This window comes from Paracoccus sp. MC1862 (assembly GCF_016617715.1).
Classification (GTDB): Bacteria; Pseudomonadota; Alphaproteobacteria; order Rhodobacterales; family Rhodobacteraceae; genus Paracoccus.
Genome location: NZ_CP067228.1, coordinates 37,070 through 53,553, shown reverse-complemented (window position 1 = coordinate 53,553; position 16,484 = coordinate 37,070). Strand labels below are relative to the sequence as shown.

Sequence of the window (16,484 nt, the reverse complement as noted above, 5' to 3'; positions counted from 1 at the left end):
AGGCTAGCATCTCACACCTCCTCAACTTATCAGCCGGATCTCAGGACAGCCATAGAACGGCTAGTATTCGGGGGATTGCGGATGACTCGAACCATCACTGTGGGCAGCTGTATTTCTGTCCAAGGCATATTTGAACGCGATCTGGGCAATGGCCGGATCGTTGTTAGAATGGGCGAGCTAACCTATGCTGGAAGGCCCGTCGCGCGCGTAGACACTCACTTTTCTGAACGCGCAAGCTGAGAGTGGATCTAGATGACTATCCTGCGAAGAGGCGTCCGTCGGAAACCTCTTTGCGGGAGGCTAAAACGCACGGGTGCACTGAAATCAACGCATCTCGGCCCTGAAACGTAGCGATCGCAGTCGGAACTGCCGGGTCACGCCCGCGACTACCGTCACCGCAAGACCAACAACAATGCCGAGGCCAAGACCGATCAGATCCGCAATCCAATCAACATAACTGCATTCTCGTCCAACAAAGGGTTGGATAATCTCGATTAGGCCACCAAAGGCGGCATAAACTGGAATGGCTAAGATTAACCAGTCAGAACGGAACAGGGCCACTGGGAAGGCCAAACCGGCAAAGGCGAGCGCATGATAAATCTTGTCGGTGTGTTCAAACGACGGCAGTTCCGGAGCCGTGATCGGCGTCATCGTCGCCACCGCAATCACGACTGCTATCAGCAACGACAGGCCGAGGGCCAGTTTTGATCGTATCGGCATGAACCCTCGACATACTATGCAACCGCTGCGCCCCACGCGCCTCGACCCAGCTGCTACAACATCCCGGGCACAAAGACGCAACATGGCGCAAGATTTTGACAAAGCAACGAGCTTCTGGGCATCTTGAATCGCCTGCTCATGGCCGATAACCGTGCTAGTGCCCTCCCGCGCTTGGTCGGCTGGTTTGCTTGCGGGCAAGGCTTTTATTGCTTATCGACCACGAGTGGCGAGACGCATCTGTCTCGAGTGGGCCAGACCCTCTCAGACCTGTAGGCACTCCGTTGCCTATGCCAAGAGCTCTGGTTCTCGTTGAAAGAAACGGGATGCCTTAGGGCCTCCTTGAGGTTACTACAGTCCAGTCTCACCAAAGCTGCCAAGGGCGAATGATGAAGAATATTCTGGGTCAGTCATGAAGTTGGATGCGATCGTTCCGGCACGTGGAAAAGCGCCAGTCCGCATGACGAAACCCCGCCCATCCTCCCTGACCCGCGGCCTGCTGGCGACGGCGCTGCCGGTTGCGGTGATGGCGCTGGTGCCGGCGGGTGCGGGCTTCGCCGATCCGATGATCGGGACGACGCTGAACCGCTACGGGCTGCCGGGGGCCATCGACACGCCCACCGCCGAGATGCTGCCCGATGCCACGCTCAGTGCGGTGCTGGGCTATGCGGAACTGGGCAACGCGGTCGGGCTGGGCTTCCAGATCCTGCCGCGGGCCTCGGTGGTGCTGCGTTATGGCAAGTTCGACAGCCTCAGGGAGCGGCGCGGCTATGTCCGCGACCGCTCGTTCGACTTCCGCCTGTCGCTGCTGGACGAAGCCGAGAACGGCTGGCGCCCGGCACTGGCCGTGGGCATTCAGGACGCGATCGGCACCGGCTTTTACGGCGCTGAGTACATCGTGGCCACCAAGACCCTGTCGCCGCGGCTGCGGGTCAGCGCGGGCCTGGGCTGGGGGCGGCTGGCCAGCGATGGCGGGATCGGCTCGCCTTTCAGTGAGCGCGGTGGGGTGCTGGACGACGAGGGTGGGGCGCTACAGGCAGACCGGTGGTTCCGCGGCGAGGTCGCACCCTTTGCCAACCTCCAATGGCAGGCCACCGACAAGCTGACCCTGCTGGCCGAGTATTCCGGCGACGATTACGCCTGCGAGACCGGCAATGCCGACAATTGCCTTGCTGCGAACTGGGTCAGCGACGAGGAGCCGCTGAAGACCAACCTGAACCTTGGGCTGAGCTACCAGGCCGGGCCGAACTACCAGATCGGCGCCTACCTGCTGGGCGGCAACCAGCTCGCGCTCACCGCCAGCATGACGCTGAACCCGCGGCAGGCGCCCTATCCCTCGGGTCTGGAGAAGGGCCCCGCGCCCGTCCGCCCGCGTCCCGCGGTCGCGGCCGATCCCGAGGGCTGGGCCGGCACCTGGACGGCGGACCCGACCGCCCAACCGGCGATCCAGAAGGCGCTGGGGGATGCGCTGGCCAAGGAAGGCCAGACGCTGGAATCGATGGTACTGACCGCGAACCGGGCCGAGGTCCGCATCCGCAACAACCGCTACATCCAGCAGGCCGAAGCCGTGGGCCGCACCGCCCGGCTCATGACCCGCGCGCTGCCGCCTTCCGTCGAGACGCTGGTCGTGACCTCGGTCGAGGAAGGCATGCCGACCTCGTCGGTGACGATGCGCCGCTCGGATGTCGAGCGGCTGGAGAACACCGAGGTCAGCCACATCGCCAATGCCGCAGTGATGACCGACGCCGAACCGCGCCCCGCCGGGCTGGTGCAGAGCCCGGGCATCGCGCCGCGCTTCCAGTGGTCGATCCGGCCCTCGCTCAGCACCGGGCTGTTCGATCCGGATGAGCCGCTGCGCTATGAAGTCGGGGCCACCGCGACGGCCACCTACGAGATCCTGCCCGGTCTGACCCTGAACGGGACGCTTCGGCAGAGGCTGTTCGGCAATGCCGATCAGGACGCGCCGGGCGCCCTGTCAGTGGACGACTACCTCGCGCTCTCCGACGAGGAGATCGCCGAGGGGAACAACGGCGTCTACCGCGTCCGCTCGGACGGGCGGATGTATTCGGGCAATGACAAGCCCCGGGTGCCCGAGCTGACGCTGAACTGGAACGCGCGCCCGACCGAGACCGTCTACACCCGCGTCACGGTCGGACTGCTGGAAAACATGTATGGCGGCGTCTCGGGCGAGGCCTTGTGGAAGCCGGTCAACTCGCGCCTCGCTCTGGGGGCCGAGATCAACCGCGTCCGCAAGCGCGACTATCGAGACGCCTTCGAGTTCCTCGACTACGAGGTTACCACCGGCCATGTCTCGGCCTATTACGAGTTCGGTGGCGGCTTTGTCGGCCAGCTGGACGTCGGCCGCTACCTGGCCGGCGACGACGGCGCGACGGTGACCATCACGCGCGAGTTCGCCAGCGGCTGGTCGGTCGGCGCCTATGCCACCAAGACCGATCTGTCGTCCGAGGAATTCGGCGAGGGCTCGTTCGACAAGGGCATCACCATCCGGGTGCCGCTGTCCTTTGCGCTCGGCACGCCCTCCAAGCGCACGGTGGGGGGCACCATCAGCTCGCTCAACCGCGACGGCGGGCGCCGGGTGCGGGTGCAGGACCGGCTCTATGACACGGTCCGCGACAGCCATGCGACGAAGATGTACGACGGCTGGGGGAGGTTCTGGCGATGAACGGCATGATCCGGGGCGCCGCACTGGCGCTGGCCCTGCCTCTTATGGCCGCAGGCTGCTCGGGCGGCTCGGCCCAGGGCGACGCAAGTAGGGGACCGGGGATCGGCGGCGCGCTGACACGCGCGGTGATCGCCCAGCGGCAGGCCCCGGCCAAGCCCCAAGCGGCCCCCGATCCGCAGACGATGGCGGCCGAGGCCTTGGCGATCAATCCCGGTCCGCTGATCCTGGTCGGCCTGGAGCAGCTCGGCACCACGCAGGTCCTGGCCATGACCGGCGAGAACCGGGGAATGCGGACCTACATGACCAAGAATGCAGAGGCGCTCCTCATGCGCGGCTTCATGCTGACTGGAACGCGGGGGCTGGGCAACGATCTGTCGGTGGCCGAGGCGGAACAGTCCGCCGCCCTCATCGCCGCCGGCCGGTCGGGGACCGCGCCGCGGGTCATGCGTTATTACAGCGGCGACGGGCTGGAACGGCCGCTCCGGTTCACTTGCCGGATCGGCCCCGGCCCGAATGCCGGCGTCAGGATTGAACGCTGCGAGGGCCACGGGCTGCGCTTCGAGAACAGCTACCTGCCCTCTGCCGGCGTCTCGCGCCAGTGGATCGGGCCGGGCCTGGGATATGCAACAATCCAGGTTCTGCGGAACTGATACAGGCGCGAATGCGAGTGGATCTGCCCCGGTTTTGTTCCGGTCTTCTGAGAGCGATGCTCTCACCAAAGGAGACAGGATATGGCAGCGACACACGGCGACGAGTTCAAGCGGGATGCGGTTTGCATTGCGCTCACCAGCGGTCTGACGAGACGTCAGGTTGCGTCTGATCTTGGGGCTGGGCTTTCGACGCTCGGCGAGCCCCGAGCGGGAGACGTTCGGGTTGAGGAACTCGCGCACCACCGAGAGCAGGTCGTCGAGCGGCAGCAGCAAGGACTTGCGCAGCGCAACCGCCACGGCCTCCTGCGCCGGCGTGAGCGTGGTCTGAAGCCGGTGCGGCGTGTGGCTCCGGTCATGGACGCTGTCGCGCTTGCGCCATTTCCAGACCGTCTGTTCCGAGATGCCGTAGCGTTCGGCGACGATCCAGGCCGGCTCCGGGCTCGCCTGGATCGCGGCCCGGATCTTCGGTGTCGTCGTCGCTTGCTTGTGCAGAGAGATCAGCATGATCGGCTCCCCTCCCGGACGGCGCCCAGGATCGATCTTGCCATGAACAAGGACGTCCGGCGAGCGTCTATGTGATCATCCGGGATGGAACAGCTAACCTTGTTCGTCGTCTTGCTCATGATGCTCCAGCCTACTCAGGAGTTGGAGCCTCCGGCAAACCCGGCGCGGTTCAGAACAGATGTTGCCAGCGCGCCAAGACTCGGCCATTGCACGAGTCGAACAATAGCGGTGCGCCGTTCGTGAAGGTCTATGAGGCTCAGATATGTCTGTAGATTGGCATTCCCATCAGCTCGGTCTGCTCGTCCTGCCGGCTGTCATCTCGGGCATGCTTTCGTATCTGCTCGCCGGGAAAGAGGGACGGTCGCGCATTCGGATGAGGCAAAGCGATCTTGGGGCAGTTCAGGCATCGCACACTACGGACGTTCTGCGACTTGGCGGGTTCGCGATCCTTGTCAGCTTCCTGGGGGCGGTTCTGGCCACGGGGCTCAGCGGCCAGGAATTCGTGCTGATCTGGTCGGGGCTGATCGTCTTTCTGGTCGGAGCGTGGGAGGATTTGTCCGGGAATGTCAGCGCGCGGCGGCGCCTTGTTGCCTCGATGATCGCCGCGGCCGCGGCCCTCGTTCTGTCCGAGACCGCGATCACGCGCCTGGATATCGAGGCGCTCGACCTGATCTTTGGCGCCCTGCCCCCGGTCGCGGTGCTTTTGACGATCCTGCTGTCTGCGGCCTACACGCATGCCTTCAACCTGATTGACGGGATGAACGGGCTATCCTCGACCGTGGACATATCAACGGCCATCGCCCTCGCCTCGGCGGCGAACGTGCACGGCCAGGCAGCCATCGGCACGACCTCCTTGCTGCTGGCCGCCGCGATATTTGGATTTTCGGTGATGAACTGGCCGAAGGGGAAAATATTCCTCGGATGGCAGAGCTTATTTCATCGGTCACATTCTTATGTGGATCGCGGTCATGTTGTCCGCGGCTGCGGCGTCCTTAAATGTCGCCGCAATAATCCTGATAATATTCTGGCCCACTGCCGAACTGACCGTCACGATTGTCAGGCGCATGATTCTTCGGGCGCCCCTGGGCAAGCCCGACAGGCTCCACATTCATCAGATCGTCCGCCGGGGGATCGAGATAGTCACCAGTGGCCGCAAGGTACGGCCGCTGGCGAACGCGCTGACGACGCTCTGCATTCTACCGGCCGTCATCGTGTCGCCGCTGCTTGGCGCCAGACTGACGGACAACAGGGACGCGGCGCTGGTCGCCCTTGCTCTCTGCTTCGCAGCCTACGGGGTATCTTATGTCCTTCTGCTAAGGTTCCTTTCGCAATACAGGGCGCGACGAGCCGCAAGCAACCTCATATTGTCCCAGTTCCGCCAGGCACTCAGGCGGCTGCGGATCGAACTGCGATGAAAGCGCCAGATCCAGTGGATCCGAAAAAATCAGGAAGAACCAAATGCCGGAATTCATGAAAAGATTAGAAGGGCCCGGCCTAGTCCTGCGGCTGATCCAGCCGGCGGATGCACAATACGTCCATGGATTGCGCATCGACCCCGCCTACAACCGGCATCTTTCGGAAGTCCGCGGCACAGCCGAAGACCAGAGGCGCTGGATTGAAGCCTACAAGGCCCGTGAAGCCGCGGGACAGGAATATTACTACGTGATCGAACGTCGCGACGATGCTACGCGCTGCGGGGTGGTCCGGCTGTACGACATCAAGGCGGATCACTTCACCTGGGGAAGCTGGATCCTCGATGCGAACAAGCCTCCCAAGGCGGCGCTGGAAAGTGCGGTCCTGTCTTTCGGCGCGGGTTTTGATTTGCCGGGCATGTCCCATGCGCTGATCGACGTGCGCCGGGCCAACACCCATGCCGAGGCTTTTTACCGCCGCTTCGGCATGACGGAAACCAGCGCGAACTCCCAGGACATCTTCTTCATCTACGCGCGCGAGACTTTCCTTCGCGACCGGACCTCGCATCTAGAAAACGTTACAAGAGCAACCAGATGAGTGAAACCGCCAAGGGCTTTGCCCGTATGCTCGACCTGCCACAGATCCACGATCCACGTGGCGATCTGACCTTTATCGAGGGCGGCGAGCATGTCCCCTTCGACATCGCCAGAGTTTATTATCTCTACAATGTCCCGGTGGATGCCGAGCGTGGCGGCCACGCGCACAAGGAACTGGAACAGATCGTCTTCGCTTTGTCCGGCAGCTTCCGCATGAAGATCGACGACGGTACAAAAAAAACTGAATACTGGCTGCGGGACCCGCGCAAAGGTCTTTATATCAGCCGCATGGTCTGGCGAGAGATGGACGCCTTCAGCCAAGGCGCGGTCTGCATGGTTCTGGCCTCGCATCGCTATGACGAGGCGGACTATTATCGAAATTATAATTCTTTTATTGATGCTGTCCGTATGTAGAGGCGTATCGCGCCGGGATCTAAGTCATGCAATCCAACACGAATACTCCATTCCTTACAATTCCCATGGCAGTTTACAATGGGAGTGAGCTGGTCTCTAGGGCAATAGAATCTGTTCTTTCCCAAGACTGTGAATCTTGGGAGCTGATCTGTGTAGATGACGGATCCTCAGATGGAACCCTCGACATCTTAAGGCAATATGCAGACAAAGATCGTCGGATTAACGTTATTTCGCAGAATAACTCTGGCGCTCCGCTTGCCAGACTCCGCGCCATGCAAAATGGGACTGGCAAGTACATTTTTGCTGGCCTAGACCACGACGATTATATCTCGCCAGATTTTGTTTCCTCGATGAAGCATGAAGCTGAATGCACTGGCGCAGATACCATTTTGTGCGATATGCACAGAGAGATAGGGCCGAATCAATTTTACTCCCACTTTTCCAGAAATGGATTCGCGGTAGGGCAATCGCTTTCTGGCATGGGTGCATTTGTAGAAACATTCCCTTGGCGCCTCCACGCTCTTGGAATGTGGAAAAGAGAACTTGTGTTGGCGGGAGCAGAAGAATCTTTAAGCTTTTTTAATTCGTACGACAGTGATGAATATTTCTCCCGACTCATGATGGTAAAATCCAAGGTGGTGTTGACGGGATCAGCAAAATACTACTATTGCATGAATTACAATTCCGTCACAACACGCCCATCACTGAAGGTGATTGAGAGTCTCGACACCATTGACCGGTTAATGCATTTGGCGGAGAGCTATAAACTCACCGATGCGGCAATTTGGCGCGTCTTACTGTCAAAGAGAAACGCCTTAGCTCGTGTCCTTGAAGTACTTCCAGAGTTACAGATGGTTGTGAGCGGATCGGATTTTTATAGGGCGCAAGAAAAATTCAACACACACTTCAAAAGGTTTCGGATAGATTTGCGAAGCTCTGCCAAGAAAATAGGAGCGCAACGCTCTGCTGAAACAATTATTGCAAAGCTGAGGGTCAGGCAAATAAAAATGTTTAGATTGCTGATTTTAGGGAGGATCAGGTCGGTGTTTAGAGAACACGGGAGATATACTGCATGATTCCCTTCCTTGATCTGCGCCTTGCCTATCTCGAACTCAGATCGGAAATCGACGCTGCTGTCGCGCGCGTGCTCGACAGCGGCTGGTATGTCCTCGGCCCCGAGGTTGAAGCCTTCGAGACGGAGTGGGCCGCGTTCTGCGGCGCGCAGCATGCGGTGGGGGTGGCCAATGGCCTTGACGCCCTGATCCTTGCGTTGCGCGCGCTGGACATCGGGCCAGAGGATGAGGTCATCGTGCCCTCGAACACCTATATCGCCACCTGGCTGGCGGTATCGGCCGTTAGCGCGAGGATCGTTCCTGTCGAACCTGATCCCGCGACCCACAACATCGATCCCGAGCGGATCGCCCGGGCGATCACGCCGGCAACAAGAGCCATCCTTCCGGTCCATCTTTACGGCCAGCCTGCCGACATGGACCCGATCCTTGCCCTGGCCCGCGACCGTGGAATCTTCGTGGTCGAGGACGCAGCCCAGGCCCATGGCGCCGCCTACAAGGGCAAGCGGATTGGCGCGCATGGCGATCTGGTCTGCTGGAGCTTCTATCCCGGCAAGAACCTCGGCGCGATGGGCGACGCCGGCGCGGTGACGACAAGCCGCGCCGACCTGGCCGAAAGGCTTCAGGCCCTGCGCAACTACGGCAGCCGCCAAAAGTACGTCAACGACGAAAAGGGGGTGAACTCCCGCCTCGATCCGATCCAGGCAGCGGTGCTGCGGGTCAAGCTGACCCGGCTGGAGGAATGGACCGCGCGCCGTCGCGCCATCGCGGCGATCTATTCCGCGGGATTGAAGGACAGCGGGTACATCCTGCCGCATGTACCGGAATGGGCCGATCCGGTCTGGCATCTTTATGTGCTGCGCAGCCGGGACCGCGACGGGCTGCAGCAGCGGCTTTCGACGGCCGGCATCGGCACGCTGGTCCACTATCCGATCCCGCCGCATATGCAGACGGCCTATGCAGACCTGGAGATTGCCTCGCAATCTCTACCATTGGCACGGCAACTGGCGGCGGAGGTGCTGAGCCTGCCCATGGGGCCGCATCTGTCGCCCGAGGATGCCCGGCGGGTGGTCGAGGCTCTGCAATGACGGGCAGGCTTGGCTGCAGATCAGCCTGCCCAAGACCGGGACAGCCTCGCTGTAGCTCGCCTCGGGTGCTATGCCCATGACCTCCATTCTGGAGAGAGAGAGCAGGGCCGCGACGATCCGTGTCTTTTTCTCCGTCACTTTGTCTCAGCGGCTGTGTATTTTCAGCCTCCGCCATTTTCTCCACCGGCTCAGACTGAACCGCTTGCCCGAACGGCGTACAATGGGCAGCGTCCCGGACAGGCCTATCGCCTGATGTCCTCCTCGCGAGGCATGATCCGGTCAACGCTACAGATCGGTGGCGCTCAGGCCATGAATATCCTGATCTTGCTGCTGCGGATGAAGCTGCTTGCGCTGATGATCGGCCCTGCAGGGATTGGCCTGTTGGCAGTCTACAACAACCTGCATAGCATGGCCGTTACTCTCGCCGGCCTCGGTCTGGGCAATAGCGGTGTGCGCGAGATCGCAGCCGCAAGGAACGACCCCGCCGTTCTTGGTCGTGTCCGCAAGGTGCTGTTCGCCGCCAGTCTGATTCTGGGCGTTCTCGCCATGGTGGTGATCTGGTTCCTGCGCGAGCCTCTGGCGCGGTGGCTCAGCGGTGGCGAGGGGCATTCAACCGAAGTCGGCCTTGTCGGGATCGCGGTTCTGCTCACCCTGCTTTCTGCTTCGCAGACCGCGCTGTTGCAGGGGTTGCGCCGGATTGGGGATCTGGTTTGGGTCACAGTCATTTCGGCGCTGGTGGGAACGCTGGTCGGTGTCTTCGCAGTCTGGTTGCGTGGCGAAGACGGACTGATCTGGTTTGTGATTGCCCAGCCGGCGACTTCGGTTCTGGTGGCACGCTGGTTCGCCCGCCGTCTTCCTTCGCCACAGGATCGGGATTGGACGGTCCGCATGATCTGGACGGTCTGGAAGCCCATGGCGGCGCTCGGATTGGTCTTCATGCTGGCGGGATTGTCCTCCGAGGCCACACTGCTGATGGTGCGCGGCCTGATCACACGCAGCCTGGGACTTGATGAGGCTGGTCTGTTCGCCGCCTCTTGGGCCATCGGAATGACCTATATTGGCTTCCTGCTGACGGCCATGGGGGCGGACTATTATCCGCGTCTTGTCGAGGTGATCCACGATCCTGACCAGACCAATCGATTGATGAATGATCAGATGCAGATCGGCCTTGCCCTTGGGGGACCAATCCTGCTGGCGCTGACCGGGCTTGCCCCCTGGGTGATGGAGTTGCTTTATTCCAAGGACTTCGTCCCAGCGGCGGAGATGCTGCAATGGCAATCCTTGGGTAATGTTCTGAAGCTTGCAAGCTGGCCGCTCAGCTTCGCCTTGGTGGCTGCAGGGCGGTCCCGGATCTATCTTTTTACGGAACTGAGCTGGAATGCCGTGTTCCTGAGCATGATCTGGATCGGACTGCCTTTGTTCGGGCTGGAAATGGCCGGTGTCGGTTTCGCGCTGGCCTTTCTGATCTACCTTCTGATCTCTTGGGCAATCGCGCACAAGCTGAACGGCTTCCGCTTCGCGCCCCTGTCCGCCGTCCTCCTTCTCGGCCACCTGACGCTGTCCGCAGTCATGCTCGTTCTCGCCTACAGCGCGCCCTTCGCCGCGGCCTGGACCGGGGTTCTGTTCGCGCTGGCGGGCGGCATTGCCGGACTGCGGGTCGTCCTGATCAAGATCGGCTCCGAGGGCCGGCTTGCCAATCTGTTGTCGTCGTTCTTCGCCGCGATTGGCTGGCCTGTGCGGAGCAAGATATGACGCTCCAGGGACAGGATCCGTAATCCCTGCCAGAACCTTTGCCGGGATTGCTAGCCTGACCTGAAGGCATGGCGGGCAAAGGCCAGGCCCAGAACAGCCGCCTCGCTTTTCTTGCGGCGATAGTCCCCTAGGTGGCGCAGCATATGAGTAAGCCCGGCCGGGGAAGGCGCGTGGATGAAATCGATCTCGGGTCCGGTTATGCCCGCGATTTCAGCAATAGTGCCGAGCTGGTCCATATACCAGTCTCCCATGAGCATGCCGAATCTCTTGCGGACACGCCCCAGGCTATGCCCGGTGCCCACGACATTGGCCTGGTGCTGACGATAATCGAGCGACGGGCGCGGGTCGATATACCAGGGCAATCCATGCGCGCGGATGATGGCGTAGAACAGCCAGTCATGCAGGGCGATGTTCCCGACCCGCGCGGGTGAAGCTGCCTCAAGCCGCGCGACGATGAGGCTGGTGCAGGGAACGGACAGAACATAGGTGTTGCCCGGACCCGCGGCTTCAAACAGGTAATCCATTCGCCGCTGCCGCTGCGCCTTGCGGATCAGTTTGCGCCGGCCATCCGGCCAGAAGGCGGTGACGTTGCTGGAATAAGCCGCCAGATCGCAGGCGCGATGCATGGCACAGGCGCGCGACAGCTTGTCGGCGTTCCAGATATCGTCCTGATCGGACAGGGCGACGAAATCGAATTCCCCCCAGGGCGCGTCATGCAGCAGGCGGAAAAAGTTCTGCGCCGGTCCCCCGGATTTCACCGCCGGCAGCAGTGTGACGGATTCTCCTGGATAGGCGGCCACATGCCCGACTGTATCATCGGTTGAGCCGTCATCCGAAACGAACACGTGAACATGCACGTCCTTTTGACCCAGGATGCTGTCAATCTGTTCGCGAATGAAGGCGGAACCATTATAGGACGCCAGCAGGACAGCGACGCGTGGCAGGATCATGGCTATCTGCCTTCCTTGTTCAGATGCCCATATCCCGTAGCGCCTCGCGCGCAAAAGGCAAAGCCTCGTCGGGGAGGCTCTCCTAACAGTAAGCGGCAAGCCTGTCACGGGGTGGCTGCGAGGCTTTGTAGGCAAGTCAGGAAATGTGCGCCGGACATCCAATCGGTTGAATATCCCTGCCGTCGTCCAAGCTGGAAACAAGCGGCGCCTTGGGATATGTAGCGCAGAAACCCGTGACCGCAAAGCGGCCGGCCTCAAAGGCATCCTTCATGCAGCGTATCCGTATCACCGTAGTGATGGCGACCTATAACGGCGCGCGATATCTCACCGAGCAGATAAACAGCCTGCTGGCCGCGCTTGGCCCGGATGACGAGATCGTCATCTCGGATGACGGCTCAACGGACGAAACACGCATGGTCGTGGCCGCGTATACCGACCCCAGGATCCATCTTCTGCCTCCGGGGCCGCGGCTGGGGTACCAGGGAAACTTTCAGCGCGCGATCCGCGCGAGCCGGGGGCAGTTCATCTTTTTTTCGGACCAAGACGACGTGTGCTTGCCCCAACGCATCGAAAGCTCACTTGCCGTCCTTGAGGATGCTGATTGCGTCTGCGGCGATGCTGTTCTGGTGGATCAGGATCTCGTCTTGCTGCAGCCGAGTTTCTTTGCGGCACGACAAGCGCGATTTTCAGCACTGCGCCTGTTCATCCGTCCGACGGTGATCGGTGCGACAATGGCTTGCCGACGTGACTTCGTCATGAAGAGTATGCCGTTCCCCCCGAAAGTGCCCCATGATATGTGGTTGTCGATACGCAGCGCGCTACGGGGACGGCTGGCCGTATCGAGGCAGCCTTTCATCCTGTACCGCCGTCATGCTGCAACAGCCTCGATAACCGGCAATTCCGCCCAACGCCGATCTCTGCCTGAGATACTGGCAGAGCGCCTCAGACTCGGCTGGGCGCTCTTGCGGCGGTAGCAGGGAGTACGCTTGGTGCCGAGCGGCGAGGCGCCCTGCCTACGATAAGCCGAATGAACAGGTATTCCACCACGAAAACGATATGGACCAGCAGATTGTCGAACATCGACAGGACCACGCCATGCGTGGCAATCACGTAGATGAACGGCTTGAAGCTGCCCGGAGCAACCCACTTCCCCAGACGGCAACCCTCGAGCGCGAAGCCGAGAACCGCGCCGAGAATCGTCACTCCGGCATAACCGAGGAATGGGGATATATGAATGAAGATGGACCCGGCATTCAGCCGCGGATCCACCAGATCGATCTGCAATTCACCCCGCGTCGCGTCGATGATCCCCTGGAATACGGTAGGCAACAGGCCGGACAGAAAAGGATACAGATCGTAGCCGTCCCACGAAGGCGCATTGTTGAAGACATTTGCTATGGGCGAAAGGATATAGGTCATGAGCCAGAGGGCCGCGGTGGGAACCCGCTCGGATACCGCATCATCCAGCCCCGACAGTTCTCGGATGACATCAGCCCCGGACCGCTGATCCCCCAGCCAACCCAAAAGGAAGATAAGGGCCACGAATCCCAGTACTCCGCGCATGATGACGCGAAAAGGCTTGGTGCTGCTGAGATAGGCCATCAGAGTGGCTTGGATCATGGCGCTCATCAACACCTGCCGACTGACGATCGCGACAGGATAGAAGATCAAGGAGATGAGCAGGATCCGCCGTTTCCAGGGCCGCATCTGCTTGTTCACGATAACCAGCAAAAAGATCGCATAATACAGGGAATTGAGTATTCCGTGAACGCCGGGAAGGCCGAAATCAGTATAATTTATCTCTGCCCCTATACCCATGAACGACAACAACGGAAGTCCTCCGGCAGCAGCTATTTCAGCCAGAAACACTGTTCCAAAGACAGCAAGGCCGACACGCAGCCGCCAGTTCGCCTGCCGCGAGGAGAAATACGCTACAATCTGCTGCCGGACAGTGACATTTTTCTCAACGGCAGCCGACCGGGGGAAAAGATTGTAAAGGATGGCGCCCCAGCCGAAGCAGAAAAAGAACAAGGAAAAATAGGCAATGTGCATGCCGTTAGGATAGGGCATCCAGCGCGCGTCTATTACCGAGTAGAGAAGAAGGATGCTGATCCAGACTGCGAGGAAGGTTCGAGCAGGGGATTTATGTTGTGCGGCCATGCTCATGTCGCATCTCGCCCCCTTTCACATGCGAAAGGAACGACCGCCTCAGCCTTCTAGCGGCCACTTTCGACAAATACCGTATTACTTTCGGATTCCACGAATAAAGACGCAGAAAATCTCGATGATTTGAGGAGAGCGCAAGGATTGCCCTTTCTATCTTGATCTGGTTCTCTATTCTCTTAATGAGATCGTTTCGGTCAGGAGAAAAGTGCCGCGTATCCAGCAATCTTTGCTGAAGAGAGGAAATTCTTGCGGTTGCGGTTCTTTGCGCAGCCTTCTTCCAGTCCGTACGCGTCGTTGTCATGCCCCCACCAACGCGATAGCGGACAAGACTTTCCGGAATGTACTCGATGCGCCCCAGCAACGCGGCGCGGTATCCAAGCACAAGATCCTCATAACTGCCCTGGCGTGAGATCGGCGGGAACATCCTGAAAAGATCCCTGTGCCACGCAGCCGTCGCACCGACATACAGCGCGGTGGACACTGCGATTCTCCTGATGTCTCCGGAAAGCATGTCCTCATCACTGCGCTCATGCGCAACGGGACGCCCGGTAAGATCGATGGTGGAATAACCGGAGCACACCAGGAAAGGGCGGGATTCAAGAATCCGAGCGATTGCGCTTGCGCGATGCGTTTCGGATATGTCGTCCCCGGCTGCCGCGATTATGTATTCCGAGGTTGTGACTTCAATGACGGAAACAAGATGGTTTATCAGACCGAGATTGGTGACGTTCCTTCTGAGGGTCACTTTATGAGGGCCGTGATAGGCTGCGGCCATCTCGCTCATGATCTCGAAGGTCGCGTCAGTCGATGCGTCGTCGGAAAGGATTATCTCCAGGCATCCGTAATCCTGGGCAAGAACGCTTTCTACGGCGTCACGGATAAACCTCTCCTGATTATAAGCCAGCAAAACGAAGGAGATCTGCTGCCCATCAGTGTGCCCGCGAGCAGTACTAGGGGAATGGCCGATTCCGACAACTGATCGAGACGATTCCATGAGCGTCGCCATTCTTTCATCTTTGCGCTTCCGCCTGACGCAGTTCGATCGCAGCCGCAGACGAGTTCATTTCGTCGACAGGGTTTTCTCAGTCACGAAGGACGCCGGATGGCATCCATGGCGCTGAGATCCCCCATTACCCGCCAAAGAGCATCCTCAAACTGTATGGTATTCAAGGCATAACTTTGTTCATAGGCATCCGCACTGCTCCGTAGTGGTCGTTCGGTCGCCACAGTAAGGAAATGAAGGCGATGCCCAAGAAGATGGGCCAAACTGGCGTACGACGAAAATTGCTCATACTCCTTTGGAAGCCAGCTGATCCCCCTAACGCCCGCCGGACAGAATGCCAAGCCGGTCCATGCCGCGCCGGAGGGGCCAACCAGCGCCTCGGCCTCGGACAGATGTCTCGCCTGTTCGGCCAAAGTCAGGCCTTCTAGCCCTAGTGGAACAAAACCAAAGCGGCCGGCAATGTCCATCAGTTCATCCTGATTGTAATTCCTTCTCAAGCGGGGTCGCGCCAGATAAAAGCGTTTTGTCGGCTCACGCTCACCGGCCTCATCCAGCAACCGCGAACGAAATTCGTGAAAATACTCTTTCATGAAATCATCGTGCTGGCTGTAATCGTCCACAATTGGCCAAGATCCTTGCGTCAGGTTGAAAGGCCCTACGCTGACGTCATCGAATACGACGAGCCGCCCTACATGAGCAATCTGGTCGGGTGCAAGATAAATTATTCTTCTCGATTCTGAGAACAGCCCCAAGGCGTCTGAAAAGGACGGGATGGTTCTGCATTCCATCGGCACCAACAGCGGCAGCGAAGCAAATCCCTGCGGGAGCCTGGAAGCCAGCAGAGCCTTTGGCAAGCATTCCACGATGAAATGGTACCAGTTGAAAGCGCCCGCACCTCCAACCAGAATACCTTCTGGGATTTCAATGCTGGATCGCTGCCGTGCAAGCGCATGACCTTTTTCGAAATGGAAAAGAGGGCCGCCATGCGTCCGGATCCTGCTCCTATCGCGGATGAGCTGGGACGGCAACAGGAGGCAACTGCCACGTATGACACCCGAGACATAGGGGCTTGTCAGCGCATGAGGGATTATGTGCGCCCTGACAGGCGCGAAGGCGGATTCCCTTGGCTGCGGAACAGCACCGACCGGAACGGGTTTTATGGTGGTTGACCCCGCCGGTCCGGCAATCACATAGCTTTCGTCCGCGCTTTCCTCAAATATCCCGAGCAGCAGCGGCGGCTTTCCGATCGCTTGCAGCAACTTCCGTCGAAGCGGCCGGACTGGCTCAGCGGCGAGGAAATCGAATGTGTCATTCCTCACCTGATCATACAGGGCGCGTGCTGATCGCCGCAGGTTCATCGATCTGGCTCCGCGTGTGGAACGGCATTGTCGCCGCAGTAATAATTTCCCTCGACACAGGGGCGAAATGCCCACATCATGCATACCAATCCTTGGCTGAAGCTGTCACACGTGGGGTTT

At 59.9% G+C, this 16,484-nt stretch carries 14 protein-coding genes and 1 pseudogene; 9 read left to right on the top strand and 6 right to left on the bottom strand.

Features of this window, described 5'->3' with window-relative positions:
- Window positions 1-324: 324 nt before the first annotated feature.
- Window positions 325-720: a VanZ family protein gene (locus JGR78_RS17460; protein ID WP_200559550.1), complete on the bottom strand. Its 396-nt coding sequence runs from the start codon at window positions 718-720 to the stop codon at window positions 325-327.
- A gap of 457 nt (window positions 721-1,177) precedes the next feature.
- On the opposite strand from JGR78_RS17460, the gene JGR78_RS17455 reads away from it, so the two are divergent.
- Window positions 1,178-3,400, top strand: coding sequence for a YjbH domain-containing protein (locus tag JGR78_RS17455; protein WP_182805146.1), 2,223 nt, complete (start codon window positions 1,178-1,180; stop codon window positions 3,398-3,400).
- Window positions 3,397-4,050, top strand: coding sequence for a YjbF family lipoprotein (locus JGR78_RS17450; protein ID WP_182805144.1), 654 nt, complete (start codon window positions 3,397-3,399; stop codon window positions 4,048-4,050). Before JGR78_RS17455 ends, JGR78_RS17450 begins: the two co-directional genes overlap by 4 nt.
- Before the next feature lie 198 nt (window positions 4,051-4,248).
- Here JGR78_RS17450 and JGR78_RS18320 read toward each other — a convergent pair.
- A pseudogene (locus JGR78_RS18320) lies at window positions 4,249-4,554 on the bottom strand (IS481 family transposase); the annotation flags it as partial.
- Between the two features lie 262 nt (window positions 4,555-4,816).
- On the opposite strand from JGR78_RS18320, the gene JGR78_RS17440 reads away from it, so the two are divergent.
- The 6 genes from JGR78_RS17440 to JGR78_RS17415 all read left to right on the top strand — a co-directional run bounded on the left by JGR78_RS17440 (window position 4,817) and on the right by JGR78_RS17415 (window position 10,887).
- Window positions 4,817-6,028, top strand: a complete 1,212-nt coding sequence (locus tag JGR78_RS17440) for a glycosyltransferase (protein ID WP_182805142.1) — start codon at window positions 4,817-4,819, stop codon at window positions 6,026-6,028.
- The gene (locus tag JGR78_RS17435; RefSeq protein ID WP_182805140.1) at window positions 6,013-6,564 is read left to right on the top strand and encodes a GNAT family N-acetyltransferase; all 552 of its coding nucleotides are present in this window, start codon (window positions 6,013-6,015) and stop codon (window positions 6,562-6,564) included. The genes JGR78_RS17440 and JGR78_RS17435 overlap by 16 nt, the downstream gene beginning before the upstream one ends.
- Window positions 6,561-6,977 carry an FdtA/QdtA family cupin domain-containing protein gene (locus tag JGR78_RS17430; protein WP_182805138.1) on the top strand — a complete coding sequence of 139 codons (417 nt, stop codon included), beginning with the start codon at window positions 6,561-6,563 and terminating at the stop codon, window positions 6,975-6,977. Before JGR78_RS17435 ends, JGR78_RS17430 begins: the two co-directional genes overlap by 4 nt.
- A 26-nt stretch (window positions 6,978-7,003) precedes the next feature.
- Window positions 7,004-8,053, top strand: coding sequence for a glycosyltransferase family 2 protein (locus JGR78_RS17425; protein WP_200559549.1), 1,050 nt, complete (start codon window positions 7,004-7,006; stop codon window positions 8,051-8,053).
- A complete protein-coding gene (locus JGR78_RS17420) occupies window positions 8,050-9,135 on the top strand; it encodes a DegT/DnrJ/EryC1/StrS aminotransferase family protein (RefSeq protein WP_182805134.1) in 1,086 nt (361 codons plus the stop codon). Before JGR78_RS17425 ends, JGR78_RS17420 begins: the two co-directional genes overlap by 4 nt.
- 252 nt (window positions 9,136-9,387) lie before the next feature.
- On the top strand, window positions 9,388-10,887 hold the full coding sequence (locus JGR78_RS17415; protein WP_182805131.1) for an O-antigen translocase: 1,500 nt from the start codon (window positions 9,388-9,390) through the stop codon (window positions 10,885-10,887).
- 50 nt (window positions 10,888-10,937) lie between these two features.
- On the opposite strand, the gene JGR78_RS17410 is transcribed toward JGR78_RS17415, so the two are convergent.
- Window positions 10,938-11,837: a glycosyltransferase gene (locus JGR78_RS17410; protein ID WP_182805129.1), complete on the bottom strand. Its 900-nt coding sequence runs from the start codon at window positions 11,835-11,837 to the stop codon at window positions 10,938-10,940.
- A 269-nt stretch (window positions 11,838-12,106) separates the two neighbouring features.
- Between JGR78_RS17410 and JGR78_RS17405 the strand changes: the two genes are divergently transcribed.
- Complete coding sequence (locus JGR78_RS17405; protein ID WP_182805127.1) at window positions 12,107-12,811, top strand: glycosyltransferase; 705 nt, start codon at window positions 12,107-12,109, stop codon at window positions 12,809-12,811.
- Here JGR78_RS17405 and JGR78_RS17400 read toward each other — a convergent pair.
- The 3 genes from JGR78_RS17400 to JGR78_RS17390 all read right to left on the bottom strand — a co-directional run bounded on the left by JGR78_RS17400 (window position 12,780) and on the right by JGR78_RS17390 (window position 16,364).
- Entirely contained in the window at window positions 12,780-14,003 is a 1,224-nt protein-coding gene (locus JGR78_RS17400) for an O-antigen polymerase (RefSeq protein ID WP_182805125.1), read from the bottom strand. The two genes, JGR78_RS17405 and JGR78_RS17400, sit on opposite strands and share 32 nt — an antisense overlap.
- On the bottom strand, window positions 13,981-15,009 hold the full coding sequence (locus JGR78_RS17395) for a glycosyltransferase (RefSeq protein WP_182805123.1): 1,029 nt from the start codon (window positions 15,007-15,009) through the stop codon (window positions 13,981-13,983). Before JGR78_RS17395 ends, JGR78_RS17400 begins: the two co-directional genes overlap by 23 nt.
- An 80-nt stretch (window positions 15,010-15,089) precedes the next feature.
- Window positions 15,090-16,364, bottom strand: a complete 1,275-nt coding sequence (locus JGR78_RS17390; RefSeq protein ID WP_182805121.1) for a DUF563 domain-containing protein — start codon at window positions 16,362-16,364, stop codon at window positions 15,090-15,092.
- Window positions 16,365-16,484: the final 120 nt, after the last annotated feature.